This is a genomic window from Albirhodobacter sp. R86504 (assembly GCF_042466415.1).
Taxonomy (GTDB): domain Bacteria; phylum Pseudomonadota; class Alphaproteobacteria; order Rhodobacterales; family Rhodobacteraceae; genus Albirhodobacter.
The window spans coordinates 209,000-226,492 of the sequence record NZ_JAXHCH010000002.1 but is presented as its reverse complement, the minus strand read 5'-3'; the positions used below and the strand labels follow the sequence as shown (position 1 = coordinate 226,492).

The 17,493-nt window shown below is 59.9% G+C and carries 15 protein-coding genes and 1 tRNA gene; 5 read left to right on the top strand and 11 right to left on the bottom strand.

The features are described 5' to 3' along the window. Positions 1–242 precede the first annotated feature (242 nt). A complete protein-coding gene (miaB, locus tag SJY32_RS03145) occupies positions 243–1,658 on the bottom strand; it encodes a tRNA (N6-isopentenyl adenosine(37)-C2)-methylthiotransferase MiaB (protein WP_376871484.1) in 1,416 nt (471 codons plus the stop codon). Between the two features lie 214 nt (positions 1,659–1,872). On the opposite strand from miaB, the gene SJY32_RS03140 reads away from it, so the two are divergent. Further along, positions 1,873–2,739: a hypothetical protein gene (locus SJY32_RS03140; protein WP_376877542.1), complete on the top strand. Its 867-nt coding sequence runs from the start codon at positions 1,873–1,875 to the stop codon at positions 2,737–2,739. Positions 2,740–3,273: 534 nt separating this feature from the next. Then, positions 3,274–3,402 carry a hemin uptake protein HemP gene (hemP, locus tag SJY32_RS03135; protein ID WP_376877539.1) on the top strand — a complete coding sequence of 43 codons (129 nt, stop codon included), beginning with the start codon at positions 3,274–3,276 and terminating at the stop codon, positions 3,400–3,402. Positions 3,403–3,583: 181 nt separating this feature from the next. Here the strand turns inward: hemP and SJY32_RS03130 are convergent. Together SJY32_RS03130 and SJY32_RS03125 are read right to left on the bottom strand one after the other, a co-directional pair. Further along, positions 3,584–3,657: transfer RNA gene (locus SJY32_RS03130), tRNA-Gly, on the bottom strand. A 181-nt stretch (positions 3,658–3,838) separates the two neighbouring features. Then, complete coding sequence (locus SJY32_RS03125) at positions 3,839–5,413, bottom strand: bifunctional metallophosphatase/5'-nucleotidase (RefSeq protein ID WP_376871482.1); 1,575 nt, start codon at positions 5,411–5,413, stop codon at positions 3,839–3,841. A 240-nt stretch (positions 5,414–5,653) separates the two neighbouring features. Here SJY32_RS03125 and SJY32_RS03120 point away from each other — a divergent pair, with 240 nt between their 5' ends. The 3 genes from SJY32_RS03120 to SJY32_RS03110 are packed head-to-tail and all read left to right on the top strand — an operon-like array spanning position 5,654 to position 7,379. Continuing rightward, a complete protein-coding gene (locus SJY32_RS03120) occupies positions 5,654–5,992 on the top strand; it encodes a DUF952 domain-containing protein (protein ID WP_376871479.1) in 339 nt (112 codons plus the stop codon). Then, positions 5,989–7,059, top strand: a complete 1,071-nt coding sequence (locus tag SJY32_RS03115; protein ID WP_376871477.1) for a quinone-dependent dihydroorotate dehydrogenase — start codon at positions 5,989–5,991, stop codon at positions 7,057–7,059. The genes SJY32_RS03120 and SJY32_RS03115 overlap by 4 nt, the downstream gene beginning before the upstream one ends. Continuing rightward, positions 7,050–7,379, top strand: a complete 330-nt coding sequence (locus tag SJY32_RS03110) for an ArsC/Spx/MgsR family protein (RefSeq protein WP_376871475.1) — start codon at positions 7,050–7,052, stop codon at positions 7,377–7,379. The genes SJY32_RS03115 and SJY32_RS03110 overlap by 10 nt, the downstream gene beginning before the upstream one ends. 15 nt (positions 7,380–7,394) lie before the next feature. On the opposite strand, the gene SJY32_RS03105 is transcribed toward SJY32_RS03110, so the two are convergent. From SJY32_RS03105 to acs, 8 genes are all read right to left on the bottom strand, one after another. Beyond that, a complete protein-coding gene (locus tag SJY32_RS03105; protein WP_376871473.1) occupies positions 7,395–9,632 on the bottom strand; it encodes an exonuclease domain-containing protein in 2,238 nt (745 codons plus the stop codon). Continuing rightward, complete coding sequence (locus SJY32_RS03100) at positions 9,629–10,063, bottom strand: response regulator transcription factor (RefSeq protein ID WP_376871471.1); 435 nt, start codon at positions 10,061–10,063, stop codon at positions 9,629–9,631. Before SJY32_RS03100 ends, SJY32_RS03105 begins: the two co-directional genes overlap by 4 nt. A gap of 14 nt (positions 10,064–10,077) precedes the next feature. Further along, positions 10,078–10,590, bottom strand: a complete 513-nt coding sequence (locus SJY32_RS03095) for a hypothetical protein (RefSeq protein ID WP_376871469.1) — start codon at positions 10,588–10,590, stop codon at positions 10,078–10,080. A gap of 42 nt (positions 10,591–10,632) precedes the next feature. After that, positions 10,633–12,456 carry a putative nucleotidyltransferase substrate binding domain-containing protein gene (locus tag SJY32_RS03090; RefSeq protein WP_376871467.1) on the bottom strand — a complete coding sequence of 608 codons (1,824 nt, stop codon included), beginning with the start codon at positions 12,454–12,456 and terminating at the stop codon, positions 10,633–10,635. Positions 12,457–12,546: 90 nt separating this feature from the next. Beyond that, on the bottom strand, positions 12,547–14,289 hold the full coding sequence (locus SJY32_RS03085) for a sodium:solute symporter family protein (protein WP_376871464.1): 1,743 nt from the start codon (positions 14,287–14,289) through the stop codon (positions 12,547–12,549). 12 nt (positions 14,290–14,301) lie between these two features. Further along, the gene (locus SJY32_RS03080) at positions 14,302–14,559 is read right to left on the bottom strand and encodes a DUF4212 domain-containing protein (protein ID WP_376871461.1); all 258 of its coding nucleotides are present in this window, start codon (positions 14,557–14,559) and stop codon (positions 14,302–14,304) included. A gap of 64 nt (positions 14,560–14,623) precedes the next feature. Continuing rightward, positions 14,624–15,331, bottom strand: a complete 708-nt coding sequence (locus tag SJY32_RS03075) for an adenylate kinase (protein WP_376871459.1) — start codon at positions 15,329–15,331, stop codon at positions 14,624–14,626. Between the two features lie 4 nt (positions 15,332–15,335). Further along, positions 15,336–17,297, bottom strand: coding sequence for an acetate--CoA ligase (gene acs, locus SJY32_RS03070; RefSeq protein ID WP_376871456.1), 1,962 nt, complete (start codon positions 17,295–17,297; stop codon positions 15,336–15,338). Positions 17,298–17,493 lie beyond the last annotated feature (196 nt).

Sequence of the window (17,493 nt, the reverse complement as noted above, 5' to 3'; positions counted from 1 at the left end):
GCCTCCTGATAACCATTATCTGCTCGCCTTGATCGAAGGCAGCACAACCGTGTTCACATAATTGCCAGCATTCTACCTAAAAACCGCCGTATGGGAAGCTGTTTCGCCCATATATTGTAGCGATAAACGGGACAAACACTACCTTAAGGGACGAAAGCGGTTATTCTAGCAACGATCAAGGCATTCGCAATTTCGCAGGCGGCTCCGCGGCCGGCCGATATGCACGCGGCACGCGAAACTGTTTAAACCAGTTCAGCCGTGAGGGAGTTCGCTTGCGCTTGCGTTACCCGCACACGCGCCAAAACACCCGCACCGAGCGGCCGATCATCCGTTTCGCGCACATGCACCGCATGGAGGTAATCGGATTTCCCCACCCACTGCCCCTCATTGCGGCCCCGTTTCTCGATCAGCACGGAAAGCTCTCGCCCGACCATCGACGCCAATCCGGCGTCTTGCTGGGCATTCGTGAGATCCTTGAGCGCCTGCAAGCGCGCCTCAACGATGTGATCCGCGATCAACGGGCGGTCCGCCGCGGGCGTGCCCGGACGGGCGGAATATTTGAATGTATAGGCAGATCCGTAATTCACTTGCCGCACAAGGTTGAGCGTCGCCTCGAAATCTTCATCCGTCTCGCCCGGGAACCCGACAATGAAATCGCCCGACAGCATGATATCGGGCCGCGCGGCGCGGATACGCTCGATCAGGTGAAGGTAGCTTTCGGCGGTATGCTTGCGGTTCATCAGCTTCAAGATCCGGTCCGATCCTGATTGCACGGGCAGATGCAGATACGGCATCAATTTGGGCTCCTCGCCATGCGCCGCGATCAGATCCTCCGTCATGTCGTTCGGGTGCGATGTCGTGTAGCGAATACGGGCCAAACCGTCGATTTCGGCCAGCGCCCGCACGAGCTGCGCGAGGCTCCAATGCGCCGTGCCGGATGGATCGGCGCCGTGATAACCGTTGACGTTTTGCCCCAGCAACGTGACTTCGCGCACGCCACGCTCTACAAGCTTGCGCGCTTCGGACAAGATGCGCCCCGCCGGACGCGACACTTCCGCGCCGCGCGTATAGGGCACAACGCAAAACGCGCAAAACTTGTCGCAGCCTTCCTGCACCGTCAAAAACGCCGCAGGGCGCGCCGCCATCGGGCGCTCGGGCAGATGCTCGAACTTATCCTCAACGGGAAATTCGGTATCAACGGGTCGCTCACCGCGCGCAACTGCCCGCACCATCGCCGGCAAACGGTGATAATTTTGCGAGCCAACAACCAAATCAACCGACGGCATCCGCCGACGGATTTCCGCGCCCTCGGCCTGCGCCACGCAGCCCGCGACCCCGATCGTCAAACTCGGCTTTGCTTCTTTGAGAACGCGCAACCGGCCAAGATCGGAATAAACCTTCTCGGCGGCCTTCTCGCGGATATGACAGGTGTTGAGCAACACCATATCCGCATCCGCCGCATCATCGGTTAGGACGTAGCCTTCTGTGCCCATCGCCTCAGCCATGCGTTCGCTGTCATACACATTCATCTGACAACCGAAGGTTTTGATATGCAGCTTTTTGGCGGGCACGGTCGCCGGTGCCTCGCTGGCCACAGCGTCGCTTTGAGGGGCCAACTCGTGAGCGGGCATGGGGGATGGCGTGGTTTTGGGGCTCATTGCGCGGTCTCCTGATCGCGTCTGCCATAGCGCAAACCGCCCCCTTTCCGCAAGCAAGCCGCGCCTTGGCGCCGCCGCAGGTCGGTTGGGCTTGCAATCACCCTGCCCTTGATCAATCTTGGCCCAGCCTGCCGACATGGGCGCGCAAACCACTCGCGCGGCGCGTTCGAGCTTGTTTAAGCGCCCCCAACCGACCAGTTCAGAGTATCTTGATATGGATTACACCTCCCTCGACGACTTTATCGCAAACGCCGAGCCCGGCGCATTCAAGGGGCCGGTTGCGATGATTTTTGTCGAGGATCTCATAGAGGTGGAGAGCACAATCCAATACCATCTGAAGGCGGGCTTCAAACCGGTGATCGTCTTCGCACCGGCGGCGCTGTCGCTGCCCGACGAGATGAGCAGCAAAATTCACCGCGTTCGATACGATCTGTTCAAGCCCAATGCCGTGACGAGCGCCGTGAACAGGCTGATCTCCGAGGTCCCGCCAGGCACATGGATTTATTACTGCTATAATGCGGAATATCTGTTCTTTCCATTTTGTGAAACGCGGACCGTGGCAGAGCTGCTGGCCTTCCATACCGAGGAACGCCGCAGCGCGATGCTCGCCTATGCGGTCGATCTCTATGCCGCCGATCTCGACACCGCCCCTAACGCCGTCGACTTGCAAAACGCGATGATCGACAAATCCGGCTATTACGCCCTCGCCCGCAAAGACGCCGACGGGTCCATCAAGGACCGCCAGCTTGATTTCCACGGTGGCTTGCGGTGGCGGTTCGAAGAATTCGTGCCCAAAGAACGCCGCAAGATCGATCGTGTTGCGCTTTTTCGCGCGGCCAAAGGGTTGGAATTGCAAAATGGCAACTTGTTCAACGTCGAGGAATACAACACCTACGCCTGCCCTTGGCACCACAATCTGACCGCCGTGGTCGCCTCTTTCCGCGTCGCAAAGGCGCTCAAGTTCAATCCGGGATCGACCTTCGATATCACCACATTCAAATGGTACCACTCGGTGCCATTCGAATGGCACTCGCAGCAGTTGATGGATTTGGGACTGATGGAGCCTGGGCAATGGTTCTGACAGCCCATCACTGACTCCCGTCATTGATCCGCCCCTTCAGCCTCCCCGTCTGGTTATCAGGCGGGGCTTTTTCATGTCCGCGAGCGCCATCGGCCCCGCGCAATTGCCTGTGTAAAAGAATCAGATTTACAATCCCGACTAAATAAGTCAGAAATATAAACATACACCACACCCTCGGCGCCACGCCGCAAGAACGGAGAACGATATGCCCTTGATGACCGCGCTCAACCGTCAACGTTTCCGCGCAAACGCCTGCCATCTGGGATGCGCGCTGACGTGCCTCGCCTCCGTTTTTTCCGCAGGCGGACTCTCCCAATTTCTTGACCGTATAGAGGCCATGTCATGAACGCACGCACGCCCTTCCCCGATACATTGAGCCTGAGCCCCGCCGTCGGCGCCGCCATGACCCGGACGTTGAGCGCAAAGATTGATGCGGCACGTGGCGGCATCCACCGCGCCGAAATGCATCCGGCCAGAGATCCGGCAGCAGATGAGGCGCCCCGCGTTGAAGATCGCGCGCGTCATGCCCTGCCGATGACCGACCTACCGGTGCATGACGCGCAATCCCTTACCCAAGGCGGCGCGCAGGCGCTGATCCATCTCGACGGGAAGATCTACACGCTACGCATCACCCGCGCGGGCAAGTTGATTCTAACGAAATAGGCGGGCGGCTGCCCGACACGGATTACCGGAAGAGGTGTCGCAACTGCCTTCCGCGCCCCCGTCCACCCTTCGCGCGTCCCTCATTGGCGTGAAGGGTGGGCGGGTTTTTTGAATCGACATAGAGACGCCCCAGCAAATGCTGAGTCTCAGGCGATAAAGGCATAAAGATATGGGGGGATTTTGGAGCGGGCGGCGGGAATCGAACCCGCGTCATCAGCTTGGAAGGCTGAGGTCTTACCATTACACAACGCCCGCGTTGCCCTCCGTCTATACAATCGCTCGCGGGGCGAGTGCAAGAGACCGCGCGGCAAAAATTGCACTTGCGGCGGCGTTTTGATGGCAGACGTTCAAATCCGCGCACGCGCGCCCTCGCCGGATAAACCAATGGCGCGCAAGAGAGCCCCTGCGCGCCACGGACATCAAAGCTTGGTGTGCGTTATTTTTTGGTTATGCGGCCATCCACATAAGGCTGGTAAGGGCCGGATGCGATCATGAACTCGGCCAGAACATCGGCCAGATCAGGGCCGAAATCATAGGCGTTCGTCCCCTCGGCATCAAACACCGCATAGCCGTCCCCGCCATTGCGCAGGTAGTTATTGGTAACAACGCCGTAGCTTGCAGCTTCATCGATGGGCGCGAACCCGTCCGCCCCCTCAACCAGAACTTCGCTAACGCGCTGTCCCGCAGGCTGGTTGATATCCCACGTGAACTTGATCCCTGCAACTTGCGGGAAGCGGCCCGCACCTTCTTCTGCTTGGCTCAAGCCGTTTTCCAGCGCCGCAATGATGGTCGAGCCTTTGGCTTCAAACGTCGAGAGGGTGTTTTGGAATGGCAGCACGGTCAAAACCTCGCCCATCGTCACCGGACCCGCATCGATCGAAGACCGCACGCCGCCGCCGTTTTGGATCGCGATCTGAATGCCTTGGTCTTTCACACGGTCCAGCATGGCATCCGCGATCAACGTCCCCATCGGGCATTCGGCCGAGCGGCACAGATCGCGCGATCCATCGATTTCTTCCACGGTTTCCGCAACGACCTTGTTGCGGATCTCGTCGAGCGGGATGGCCAGCTCGGCGATGCGCGCAACCGTTTCGCTGTCCTCAGGCACTTCGCCATCCATCAACAACGGCTCGCCCGCAGCTTCCTTGATCTTGCCCTCGTCATCGAAGACGACATTCAACTCGCCCAAGAACTTACCGTAGGCATAGGCCTGAACGATTGCCGTATCGCCCACCATGGTCGGGTAAGGGCCCTTCGCGCCCTCGATCGTATTCGACAACAGCGCGTTATCATGGCCGCCCACGATCACATCCACGCCCGTCGTTTGCGCCGCAATCTTCTGATCGACGTCATATCCCGAATGCGACAGAACGATGATCTTGTTCACACCCTCACTGGTAAGCCTGTCGACCTCCCCTTGCACGGCCTCAATCGGATCGGAGAAGGTCACGTTTTTGCCCGGAGAAGACAGCTCATGCGTGTCATCAGGGGTCAAACCGATCATCCCGATTTTCTCGCCCGCCCGCTCGATCACGGTCGATTTCATCAGCTTGCCTGCCAGCGCCGGCTCGGCCGAAACATCCGCGTTGGACATCAGAACCGGGAATTCGACAGCACCCATGAAGCCTGCGAGCACTTCGGGACCGTCGTCGAACTCGTGGTTGCCGACTGTCATCCCGTCATAACCGAGTTTATTCATCATCTCGGCTGCGACTTTTCCTTTGTAATAAGTGTAGAAAAGCGTGCCTTGGAATTGATCGCCCCCGTCAACGAGGATCGAATTTTCGGCCCGTGCGCGCGCCTCGGCCACCGCCGAAACGAGGCGCCCCGTGCCACCGAAGCATTCGCCCGCCGCGATCGTCTCCGCATCGCATGTGTTGTCATATTTGCTGATCGGTTCAAATCGCGCGTGAAAATCGTTGGTGTGCAAGACGGTCAGCGCGAAATCGGCCTTCGCGGCGCCTGCGCTCAACGCGATCAGGGCGGCGGTTGCGAGAAGGCGTGCTTTCATGAGGAATCCTCCGTTTGGAAAAGATAGATGTGGACGCGGGTCTTAAACTTGTCCGAATGGTCAAACTGTGGCGCAAGTTCAGGCGGCCTGTCAAAAGCCGTTTGCACAATCCGTCTCGCAAATCGGCACGACACTGATATGACAGTTATGTGACGTAACGTCATAGTACGCGGCGATTCATCTATCGCCTCCCCGATAAGCGGGATTGACCATTTTTAGCGCACAGGGCATTTGACGGGAATGATAATTTATAAGATTTTCCGCCGCCCCGAATGGGCGACCTTCGATGCGCAGGGCGAAACCCTCGGCGCGTCCATCGATTTGGCCGATGGGTATATCCATTTCTCGACCAAAGATCAGGCCGCTGAAACCGCCGCGAAGCATTTTGCGGGCGAAGACGATCTGGTGCTCGTGGCGCTTGACGCAGAGACACTCAAAGACGCACTCGTGTGGGAGCCATCGCGCGGTGGGCAGTTGTTCCCACATCTCTATCGCGCGCTAACCCGCGCCGATTGCCTGTGGGTCGCGGACCTACCGCTTGGCCCTGACGGCCACCAATTTCCGAAGGACATGACGTGAAACTGATCGAACGCGCGGGGCTCAAAGCACTCCATTGTCTAGATCCAGAAACCGCCCACACCCTCTCGCTCAAGGCGATGACGGCAGGTTTTGTTCCGCTCAGCGGAATTGTGAGCTCCTCGCGCCTTGCGACCAATGTCGCGGGCTTGGCGATGCCGAACCCCGTCGGACTTGCGGCGGGCATGGACAAAAATGCCACCGCTGTGAGCGCGTTGATGCGCGCGGGCTTCGGGTTTCTTGAGGTCGGGGCCGCGACGCCGCGCCCGCAAGAGGGCAACGCAAAGCCGCGCCTGTTCCGCCTGACGCAAGACCGCGCCGTGATCAATCGTTTCGGATTCAACAATCAAGGCATGGAGGCCATCACTGCGCGCCTCAAAGCCCGCCCAAGCGGCCTGTCCGCCGATATTCCGGTGGGCCTCAACCTTGGGGCCAATAAAGACAGCGAGGACCGCGCCGCCGATTTCGCGCGCGTTCTTGCCCATGCCGGACCGCATATCAATTTCGCGACCGTGAACGTCTCCTCGCCCAACACCGAGAAGCTGCGTGACCTTCAAGGGAAAGAAGCCCTCACCGCGCTGCTTAAAGGGGTGACGGATGTGCGCGACGGGCTGCATCGCAAGATCCCCGTATTCCTGAAAATCGCGCCCGATTTGTCGATTGAGGAAATCGAAGAGATCGCGGAGGTCGCTCTGTCGTCCAAGATTGACGGGATCATCGCGACCAACACCACGCTCTCGCGCGACGGGCTGACCTCCTCGTATAAAGGCGAAGCGGGCGGGCTGTCCGGCGCGCCTTTGTTCGAGAAGTCGACCCGCGTGCTGGCGCAGCTCTCGAAGCTGACAGATCGCCGCATCCCATTGATCGGTGTCGGCGGGATCAGCACAGCCGATCAAGCCTATGAGAAAATCCGGGCGGGCGCCTCGGCGGTGCAGCTCTATTCCGCGTTGGTTTACGGCGGCCTCTCGCTGGTTTCCGAGATCGCGCGCGGGCTGGATGCGCGCCTTGCGCGCGACGGGTTCGCCAATGTCGCAGACGCCGTCGGCACGGGGCGCGCCGATTGGCTGTAACTGTGATCTGGCACAATCCGAGATGTTCGAAATCACGCGAGACCCTCGCGTTGATCGAGGGTTATGCGCCTCAAATTCGTCTATACTTGCAAGATCCGCCCTCTCTTGAAGATTTGCGCGACGCAGCCGAACGCCTCGGTTCGGCGCGGGCGTTGCTGCGCGCCAAAGAAGACGGCGCGCCTGCTCCGGATGCGGACGATGCGGTAATCCTCGCCGCGCTGGTCGCAAATCCGAAATTGATCGAGCGGCCCTTGGTACTGCATAAAACGCGAGCCGCGATCGGAAGGCCTCCGCAAGCGGTGCTCGATCTCTTTTCTTAGCGATCATTGCGGGCTTTAGCTGTTCATGTCTTTCAAAAGCCGGCCATGCTGTCGCTGCGCCGCGACGACATCCCCGAATGTCGCAATGCCCCGCGCTTTGAGCGCCGGCAACAGCTTCAAAAACGCCTCCGCCGTTGCAACCGTATCGCCCAAGGCCGTATGGCGAACCTCTTGCGGGATGGTGATCCCCAAACGATGCGTAAGCGCGTCGAGGCTATGAACCTCTGATTGCCCGTAAATCACCGCGGACAGCAGCACCGTATCGAGCACCGGATGATCGAATTCCACGCCCATCTCGTGCGATCTGCGACGCAAAAACGCCAGATCAAACGGCGCGTTATGCGCGACAAGCACGGCGTCTTGGGCGAATGCGTGGAACTGCGGCCCGACTTGCGCGATCATCGGCGCATCTGACACCATCGCATCGGTAATTCCGTGCACCTTGGTCGAGGCCGACGGTATGGGCCGCTGCGGGTTCACCAGCGTATCGAACACCTCGCCCCCGATACGCCGGCCATTCACGATGCGCACAGCGGCAATCTGACAAATCTCGTCGCCGCGCTCGCTGTGCAGGCCGGTAGTTTCGGTATCGAACACGACGTAAACCAGATCATCAAGCAACGTGTCATGAAGATCAGTGTTGCGCGATTTATTGAGCAAGTCGAAATCATACGCCGCGCGACGCGGCAAAGCGGCGACGGGTTGCACCGCACGGCGGGCGGATCGCACGGGAAGGCAAATCCGCCCACGTTCGCCCTGCGGATCACCCGCGTTAAAGCCCACGGCTTGCCCCCCGATGCGCTCCGGCCAAATATCTGTCCCCAATTGCGTCAAAATCTGGCGACCGGTTTGCCCCCCCTGCTGCAACCCGCTTGGACCGGCGCCCGCAGCCGGCATGACGGCCAGATCAAGCCAACGCTCCAGATCGTTGAGCGGGAGTGGCGGGCCATCCCATTCGAGGGAAATCATCGCACCGGCTCCCTCCTCAACGATCTCCAATCTAAAACCGCGTCTCGGCGCGGTCTCATCGCCCTTTTGAACCATCCGCAAAAGGCTGCTCAGGAATGACACCATAGAAAACCCGTCACAGCGCAAGATGAGCGGGGCGGCGACCACCATCAAATCCGGCAACGCGGACGTCGAAGGCGCGTCTGTTCGCCCGAAAATCTGCGCACGCACGGCGTCCAGCAAATCCGACGCACGGACCGACAGGCCCAATGCGGCCGTGGCGTCCCGCAACGCCTCGCGCCGCGTCGAAAGTTCGTGAATTGCCGAAGAAAGCTGCCCCGCTTCGCTATGGGCGGCGGAACGGATCTTTTCGCGCGCCTCTCCTTGTGGTCCGTCCGCCTCTGTCAGCACCCCAACCAGCGACCGGATCGCCGCTGCCGGACGGCGGACTCGCTCGAACATCTCGTCAATCAACTGATCGCGCGCTGTCTGGGCCGCAAGATCGCGCGAGACATCATGCAGGGTCAAAACATAGCCGCTCGCGAAGGCCGGCTGTCCGACACGGAGCGTGGTCGGGCCGGTCTGCCCCGCGTGGCCGAGCAACCGCATCCGCGCGCCCAAAATAGCGCCGCCGTTCTTCGCGCTACACAACAAGTCTGACGCCCCGTCGCGGTCATATGCGCTCATTAGGCGCTCAAATGCGTGACGGACGGGCGGCTCATGCAGGTAGTCGAACACGCTGCGATCCAATGCCGGGCCTTGGCCTTGCGCATCCATCCCGCCCAGAAGATCAACCGCTTTTCCGTTGTAGAACACAAGCTTATGATCATTGGAGCATAGCAAGACACCTGCCGGAACATCATCCAGAAGCGCCTCCAGCCAATCCTTTTGCGATGCGATGGCGCGGGTTTCGCGGTCAACAAAGTCTGTGAGGGCACCTTGCGCTTGCGTCAGCCGCTGCGTCACGTCCTGCGCCGCCCGCGCAAGATCCCCCATATATGCCATCGCGTCGAGTGGCATCGGGGTTTTGACTTGGCCCTGTGCCCGGGCACGCAACTCACCGGTGAGGCGGTCTATGGGGCGCGCGAGATGGCTGTCTACCACGGTCCATATCAGGGCCGTGAGAGCTAGGATTGCGAAACTCGCCACGATGCCAACGACCATATAGGTGTCGCCTACGGCTTGCTCTGCCGCAGCGCGCGCCGCCCCCCAAACCAAGGCAAGGTTCACTGCGATGACCGCGCCGACACCCAAGACCGCAAATATAAGCAGCAGTTTCAAGCGTATCGACAGCCCTCCGATCATGCGCCAGCACCCCCTCGCCCAGCCGGCGAGTTATGTTCTATCGCGCCGCCGCCCGCGATCAGTCGCCGCGCCTCGGCCCGCAACTCGCCTAACTCAAACGGCTTCGCGATGAACCCGTCTGCCCCCAGCGCAAGGCCCTTGCGACGCTCCATCGCCGAGCCCCGTGCCGTCATCATCAAGATTTTGACGTCAGAGAGCGCCGGATCACGCCGCACCTCCTCGCAGATCTCAAACCCAGATATTTCGGGCAACATCACATCCAGCAACACCAGATCGGGGCGCATCTGGGCAATCTTCGCGACCGCCCCCGCGCCGGTGGCGATGCGTTCCAAACGATAGCCCTCGCGCGTCATTAGATAATCGAGCGCGATGGCGATGTTGTCCTCATCCTCGACCACCAAAACCTGCGGCACGCGCGGCTCTTGCCCCATCAATCGTCCCCCTCCTATGCCTCACATGCAGCTTGCAACACCGGATCTTGCGCGGGCAGTGTGATCCACTGCGCCCCCGTCAGAACGCCCGCCTCCAGTTGCGCGCCCTCGATTAGATCGGCCCTCTTTGACTGCGCGCAGTCGAACACTACCGGAACCTGCAAGGGGGCCTTCCAGCGCGCGATCAACAACAGATCCGCACGTCGGAAATCGCCTTCCGGCACGATCCGGTCCAGCGCGATAAACCGCGTTGTCAGGGGCACAAGGAATGTCCAAGGCCGGTAAATCATGCGGCTCTCGACCTGTTGCGCGATAACCGTTTGCGCGGGCAATTTCGCAGCAAGATCAGGGAACCAGCGATATTCCGCATAGACCGTGTACCCCAACATCGCCACACCCGCCGCCGCAGGCATCGCCCATTTTGGCAAAGCGGTCCCGCGCAGCTTTCGGCTGAGATGGTTGGCGATATAGACACAGATCACCGCAAGCACGGCGGCTGCGATCATCGAGATGAAGTCGTTAATCATGGAAAGTCCTGAAATAAGGGCGAGGGTGGAGGGCGGGCGTGATCATCCAAGCACCCCTTTTCCCTGCGACAGCGCGGATTGCATGGTGCGCACAACGACGAAGGCGTCCCGCAGATGCGAGCGCTCAAAATCTGAAAGATCCGACGGCGCAAGATAGTTATCGGGTTTTCTGCCCGAACGCACAAGGTGCGCCTGCGCCTCCAGCCGCGTCTCTGCAATCAAATCATAGGCTTCGATCAGGTCACGCGCGCCCGACACAGAAATCACCCCGCCCTCCTCCGCCGCGGTGAGGCGCGCGCGCGTGTTCACCTGCGGGAGACGACCTTGCAGGGCGTAAATGCGGCCAAGATCCGCGAGCGGCACAAGGCCGTTCATTTTCATATCGATATGGTTGCGATGCTCGCCCGAACGGATGGTTGCAAAGCCCCGCAGCAGGCCCAATGGGGGCGTATGTTTGAGCGCGTTCGACACCATATGTGCCACGAAAATGGAATTGCCGGAGGCGCGTTTGAGCACCTCTGATTGCAGATCCGAATAGAGCCGCGCCGTGCCACCAATGGGCCGCAGATCAAACATCACCGAGGCCAACATTTGGGCTTCTGTGTCGGGTTTCGAAATCCAGCGGTCAAAATAGCCGCGCCAAACCGATTGCCGCTGACACCAACGATCCGCCGTCGCCATCATGTCGCCGGGGCAGTAAAAATACCCGCAAGCATCCAGCCCGTCCGACACGATCTTGGCCAACGCCTTGAAATACAACATATCGCCATCTGTCGCCGCGTCATCAATGACGAGGCAGTTGTCCTGATCGGACATGCCAGTTTGCTCCTGCCGCCCTTGCGAGCCGCAGGCAAGCCAGAGATAAGGCACTGGCGCCGCCCCAAGCTGGGCCTCGGCCATTTGCAACAGGCGGCGCGTTACGGCGTCTGCGATATCGGTAATCAGCCGCGTTGTAATCTCGTGACGGTGGCTGCCGCCGACGAGCTGCGCGAGAAGTTGCGGAATCTGTGCGGTGACGGCCGCCATTTGCGCCACCGTTTCGGCCTGCGCCACATCGCGGATCAGAACCGCTGAGGAAACAGCTTGGAACCGCGTGAGATCGGTTTGGGTGATCATACCCGTCAACCGCCCCTCATCGGTGATCGGCAAATGACCGATGCGATGTTCGAGCATGACATGCAAGATATCCGATCCCAGCGCCGAAGGAGGCAGCGTCACCGGATCGCGCGTCATCACCTCGCCCACCGGCGTTGCGGCGTCGCGCCCCTCCGCCAAAACTTTTGTCGTCAGATCGCGCACCGTGATGAGGCCAAGCAACTGCCCCGCATCATCGACAACCCCGAGCGAGGACACGGCCGCATCGCGCATCATCCGCGCGGCGTCAAAAACCTGCAAGTCGGGCCCGCAGGATAATGGCGCACGCGCAATCAGATCAGCAACCCGTTGCAACGCGATATCCGTTGCCGGACGGGCCCCGCGCTTGCGATTGAAAAAGCGCGCGTAAGCGGGATAGGCCGCAATCAACACCCGAAACTGCGGCGCAGGCAACCGCAAGATGACGCACTCCTCGCTCGCGCGGGCTTGGGTCGCGGCGAAGCCATCGCGCAGCAGACCCCGCTCCCCAAACGAATTGCGCGGCCCCAGCAAAGACACCAGCGCCCCGTGCGCATCGGTGATCTCAACGCCCCCCGATTTCACGAGATAGAGTCCCGCCATCGTATCCCCGTAGGCATAAATCACCTCACCGGCGGGAACCACCATGCGGCAAAAAGAACGGGCCACGCGGGCCAGCTCGTCAGGCGGCAGGGTATCGTAGGGATGGACAGATTGCAAAAAGGCGAGAACGGCTGGGTTGGTCTTTTCCATCAAGTTCTCCCGTCTTTTAAGGTTATTCGCGCATTGAGAGGTGATTTCGGGCGGCAATGACGCCGCCCGAAACATGCTCATCTGTGCGGCTTAGTGGCCAGTCGCAGCGCCTGCGCCACGTGGGACGCGGATGCCTTCGACAAGCTCTTGCACTTCAAGCGGCGGCTCCTCGGTCGCATTGGACACGAAGTAGGCCACGACGAAGTTGATCAACGCGCCGATCGCACCGAACGAGGTCGATTTGATCGAGAGCAACATCGGCTCCGCATCGGAGAAGGATGCGGTATCCGCGATGAAGAACCAGCCTTTGTGCAAGAAGATATAAAGCAGCGTCGAGATCAGACCTGCGAGCATCCCTGCGACCGCACCCTTGTTGTTGATGCGCTTGGAGAAGATCCCCATCATCAACGCAGGGAAGATCGAAGCCGCTGCGAGACCGAAGGCAAGTGCCACGGTTTGCGCCGCGAAGCCCGGAGGGTTGAGGCCGAGATAGGTCGCAACCGCGATCGCAACACCCATCGCAATCCGTGCCGCCAGCATTTCGTTCTTTTCCGAGATCGACGGGTTCAGTTGACCCTTGATCAGATCGTGCGAGATTGCCGAGGAGATCGCCATCAACAGACCCGCCGCCGTGGACAGAGCTGCCGCCAGACCGCCCGCCGCGACCAGCGCGATGACCCAGCCCGGAAGGTTTGCGATCTCAGGGTTGGCCAGCGTGATGATGTCGCGGTCGATGGTCAGCTCGTTCGCATCCGCATCCGCAACGTAGCTGATCAGCCCGTCGCCATTCTTGTCGTCAAAGGCCAGAAGTCCGGTTTTCTCCCAGTTACGAACCCAATCGAGCGACTCGCTGCTCTGGATATCGGACATCGAGAGCGCCTCGGATTGCGTACCGTTGGGGTAGAAGGTCGTGATCAGGTTGATCCGAGCCATCGCAGCCACAGCCGGCGCCGTGAGGTAGAGAAGCGCGATGAACACCAACGCCCAGCCCGCCGAGGAGCGCGCATCGGCGACGGTCGGCACGGTGAAGAAACGCACGATAACATGCGGCAGGCCCGCGGTCCCGATCATCAAGGACACGGTGAACAAGAACATGTTGAGGGTCGTGTCATGCTGTTCGGTGTAGGAGGTGAAGCCCAGATCCGAAAGCATTCCGTTCAGTGTTTCCAAGATCGGCGCGCCCGTGGATTTCGCATCCGAGAACAGGCCCAGCGCCGGCACAGGATTGCCGGTGAGTTGCAGCGAGATAAAAATCGCCGGAATGGTGTAGGCGATGATCAACACGACATATTGCGCAACTTGAGTGTAGGTGATGCCCTTCATGCCGCCCAACACGGCATAGGCAAACACGATCGCCGCGCCGATATAGAGGCCGGTTTCCTTCGAGACTTCCAAGAAGCGTGAGAAAGCCACGCCCACGCCCGTCATCTGGCCGATCACGTAGGTCACCGAAGCGATGATGAGGCAGATAACAGCCACCATCCGCGCGGTCGGCGAGTAGAAGCGATCCCCGATGAATTCCGGAACGGTAAACTTGCCGAACTTGCGCAGATAGGGCGCGAGGAGCATTGCGAGAAGCACATAGCCGCCCGTCCAACCCATCAGATAGGCCGAAGTATCATAGCCGCCGAAGGCAATAATGCCCGCCATCGAGATGAAGGACGCCGCCGACATCCAGTCCGCGCCGGTCGCCATGCCGTTCATGATCGGGTGAACGCCTTGGCCGGCCGCATAGAATTCTGCGGTCGAACCGGCACGTGCCCAGATCGCGATGCCGATATAGAGCGCGAATGTCGCGCCCACGACCAGCAGGTTAAGGGTAAATTGATCCATGTCCCGCTCTCCTTATTCTTCTACGCCGTGTTCGCGATCGAGCTTATTCATCCGCGCCGCATAGGCGAAGATCAGCACGAGGAACACGAGAACAGCACCTTGCTGCGCGAACCAAAAACCTAGATCCGTGCCGCCGATTTTAATTCCCGAGATGAGCGGGCGTAGAAGGATGCCGAAGCCGAAGGAACACATGAACCAGATGACCAGATAGATTTTGATCGTCGAGATGTTTGCTTTCCAATAGGCGTTGGACGAAGATTTATCGACCATTGCTTAACTCCCTGTTTTTTTTGTGACTCCAGACGGGCCCGTTCGGGCCACGTCCCTCCCCTCATCAGGCCGATATGCGTTGCACAATCGCCCCGAGTGCGGACCCGACCGAAGCGATATCTCCCATCGCATCTACCGTTTCCAAAACGCCGTGACGCCCGTAATGGGCAATCAATGGCGCCGTCTGCGCGTGGTAGGCCTCCAACCTTGCACGTGCAGTTTCCGCTGTGTCGTCGGCGCGGCGCTTGAACGCTGTGCCGCCGCATTTATCGCAAACACCTGCCTTGACGGGATGTTTGAAATCGTCGTGATACCCTTCACCGCAAGCGGCACAGGTATAGCGGCCCGCGACGCGTGCGATCATCGCCTCGTCCTCGACCTCCAGTGAAATCGCCGCCGTGACCGACAGCCCCGAGCGCGCTAGCAAACCATCGAGCGCCGCGGCCTGTCCTTGCGTGCGCGGAAAGCCGTCAAGGATCACGCCATGCGCGACATCCGGCTCCGCCAAACGGTCCTGCAAGACGGCAAGGACAATCTCGTCAGAGACCAGCCCCCCCGCCTGCATGACGGAGCTGGCCGCCAAACCCGCAGGGGTGCCCGCAGCCACCGCGCCGCGCAACAGATCCCCTGTCGAGAGCTGGATCAACCCGAAGCGATCCTCCAGCATCCGCGCCTGAGTCCCCTTTCCCGCCCCCGGAGGCCCCATGAGGATCAACACGAGCGGCTTGGAAACCGTTTCCGACGTCTTTGAGTGTGCCCCTAGCTCGCGCATCCGATCAGACCTTATTCGCGCGATTGTCGATCAGATCCTGCACGACGGACGGGTCCGCGAGGGTCGAAATATCACCCAAGCTGCCATAGTCGTTCTCGGCGATCTTACGCAAAATGCGGCGCATGATCTTGCCCGAACGGGTCTTGGGCAAACCGGGCGCCCATTGGATCACATCCGGCGACGCAATCGGCCCGATTTCCGAGCGAACCCATTTGACCAGCTCCTTGCGAAGCTCCTCGGAGGGCTCTTGATCGTTCATCAAGGTCACATAGGCGTAGATGCCTTGACCCTTGATATCATGCGGGAACCCAACGACCGCAGCTTCCGCGACGGCGGCATGTGCCACAAGTGCGGATTCGACCTCGGCCGTCCCCATCCGGTGGCCCGAGACGTTGATCACATCATCGACGCGGCCCGTGATCCAGTAATAGCCATCCTCATCGCGACGGCACCCGTCTCCGGTGAAGTAATACCCCTTATACTGGCTGAAATAAGCTTCCTCGAAGCGCTCGTGATCCCCCCAAAGCGTCCGCATCTGACCAGGCCAGCTATCGGAGATACACAGCACGCCTTCGGCCTGCGTCTCGGATTGGATCTCTGCCGTCGCAGGGTCCAATACGACTGGTTTCACGCCGAAGAACGGATGCGTCGCGGAACCTGGTTTGGTCGCCGTCGCACCGGGAAGCGGCGTGAGCATATGGCCGCCCGTTTCTGTCTGCCAGAACGTATCGACGATCGGGCATTTCCCCTTCCCGACATGGGTATCATACCAAACCCACGCCTCGGGGTTGATCGGCTCACCCACCGATCCCAGAACCCGCAAGGACGACAGATCGTGCTTCTCGACCCAGTCCGTGCCTTGCCCCATCAACGCACGGATCGCTGTCGGCGCGGTGTAGAACTGGTTGACCTTGTGCTTGGCGCACACTTCCCAAAACCGCCCTGCGTCCGGATAGGTCGGGACGCCCTCGAACATCAATGTCGTCGCCCCATTCGCAAGCGGCCCGTAAACGATGTAGCTATGCCCCGTCACCCAACCGACGTCCGCGGTGCACCAAAAGACGTCGCCATCATGGTAATCGAACGTGTATTGATGGGTCATAGCGGCATAAACCAGATAGCCGCCTGTGGTGTGCACGACGCCCTTTGGCTTACCGGTGGAGCCTGACGTGTAAAGAATGAACAGCGGATCTTCCGCGTTCATCGGCCGCGGCGGGCAATCGGGCGAGACCGTCTCCATCAATGCCAGCACATCGACGTCTCGGCCATCAACCCATGTTGTCTGATCGCCCGTGTGCTTCACCACAAGGCAACGCACCTTGTCCGAGCAATGCAGCAAGGCCGCATCTGTATTGGATTTGAGGGCGGTGCGACGTCCGCCGCGCGGGGCGGTATCGGCGGTGATCACCAGCTTCGCGCCGGAATCGTTGATCCGGTTGGCCAAAGCATCGGGCGAGAAGCCCGCGAAGACGATCGAATGCACCGCGCCGATCCGTGTGCAAGCCAGCATCGCATAAGCTGCTTCCGGGATCATCGGCATGTAGATCACAACACGGTCGCCGCGCATAACGCCCTGCGACAACAGGACATTTGCCATCCGGTTCACTTTGTCGGACAGCTGGCGATAGGTGATGTGCTGGGCAGGCGTCGCCGGATCATCAGGTTCGAAGATGATCGCTGTCTGGTCACCGCGTTTCTCAAGGTGGCGATCGACACAATTCACCGAAGCGTTCAACACGCCATCTTCAAACCACTTGATCGAGACCTGACCAAGCGTGAAATCCGTGTTCTTGACCTTGGTGTAGGGTGTCATCCAATCGAGACGCTTTCCCTCGCGCCCCCAAAACGCCTCTGGTGAGGACATCAATTCAGCGTACATGGCTTGATATTTGGCGGCATTGGCATGCGCCCCGTCAAAGCCCGCCGGAATGCTACGAACTGTCGGTGCCTGAGTTTGATCGGCCATCTGGCGTCCTCCTTTTTTAGCCTGATCAGCTCTGCGCGATCACGCCATTCCCTGCGCCGATCCGTCGATCAGCGCCCTCCATCCTACAGGAAGTGTAAACCGGAAGCCCGACACCATGTAAGCCCTTTTATTAAAATGTTTTTCTTGTAAATTATTTAACTTACACCAAGATAAATGTGTAAATTTTCTACCGCGA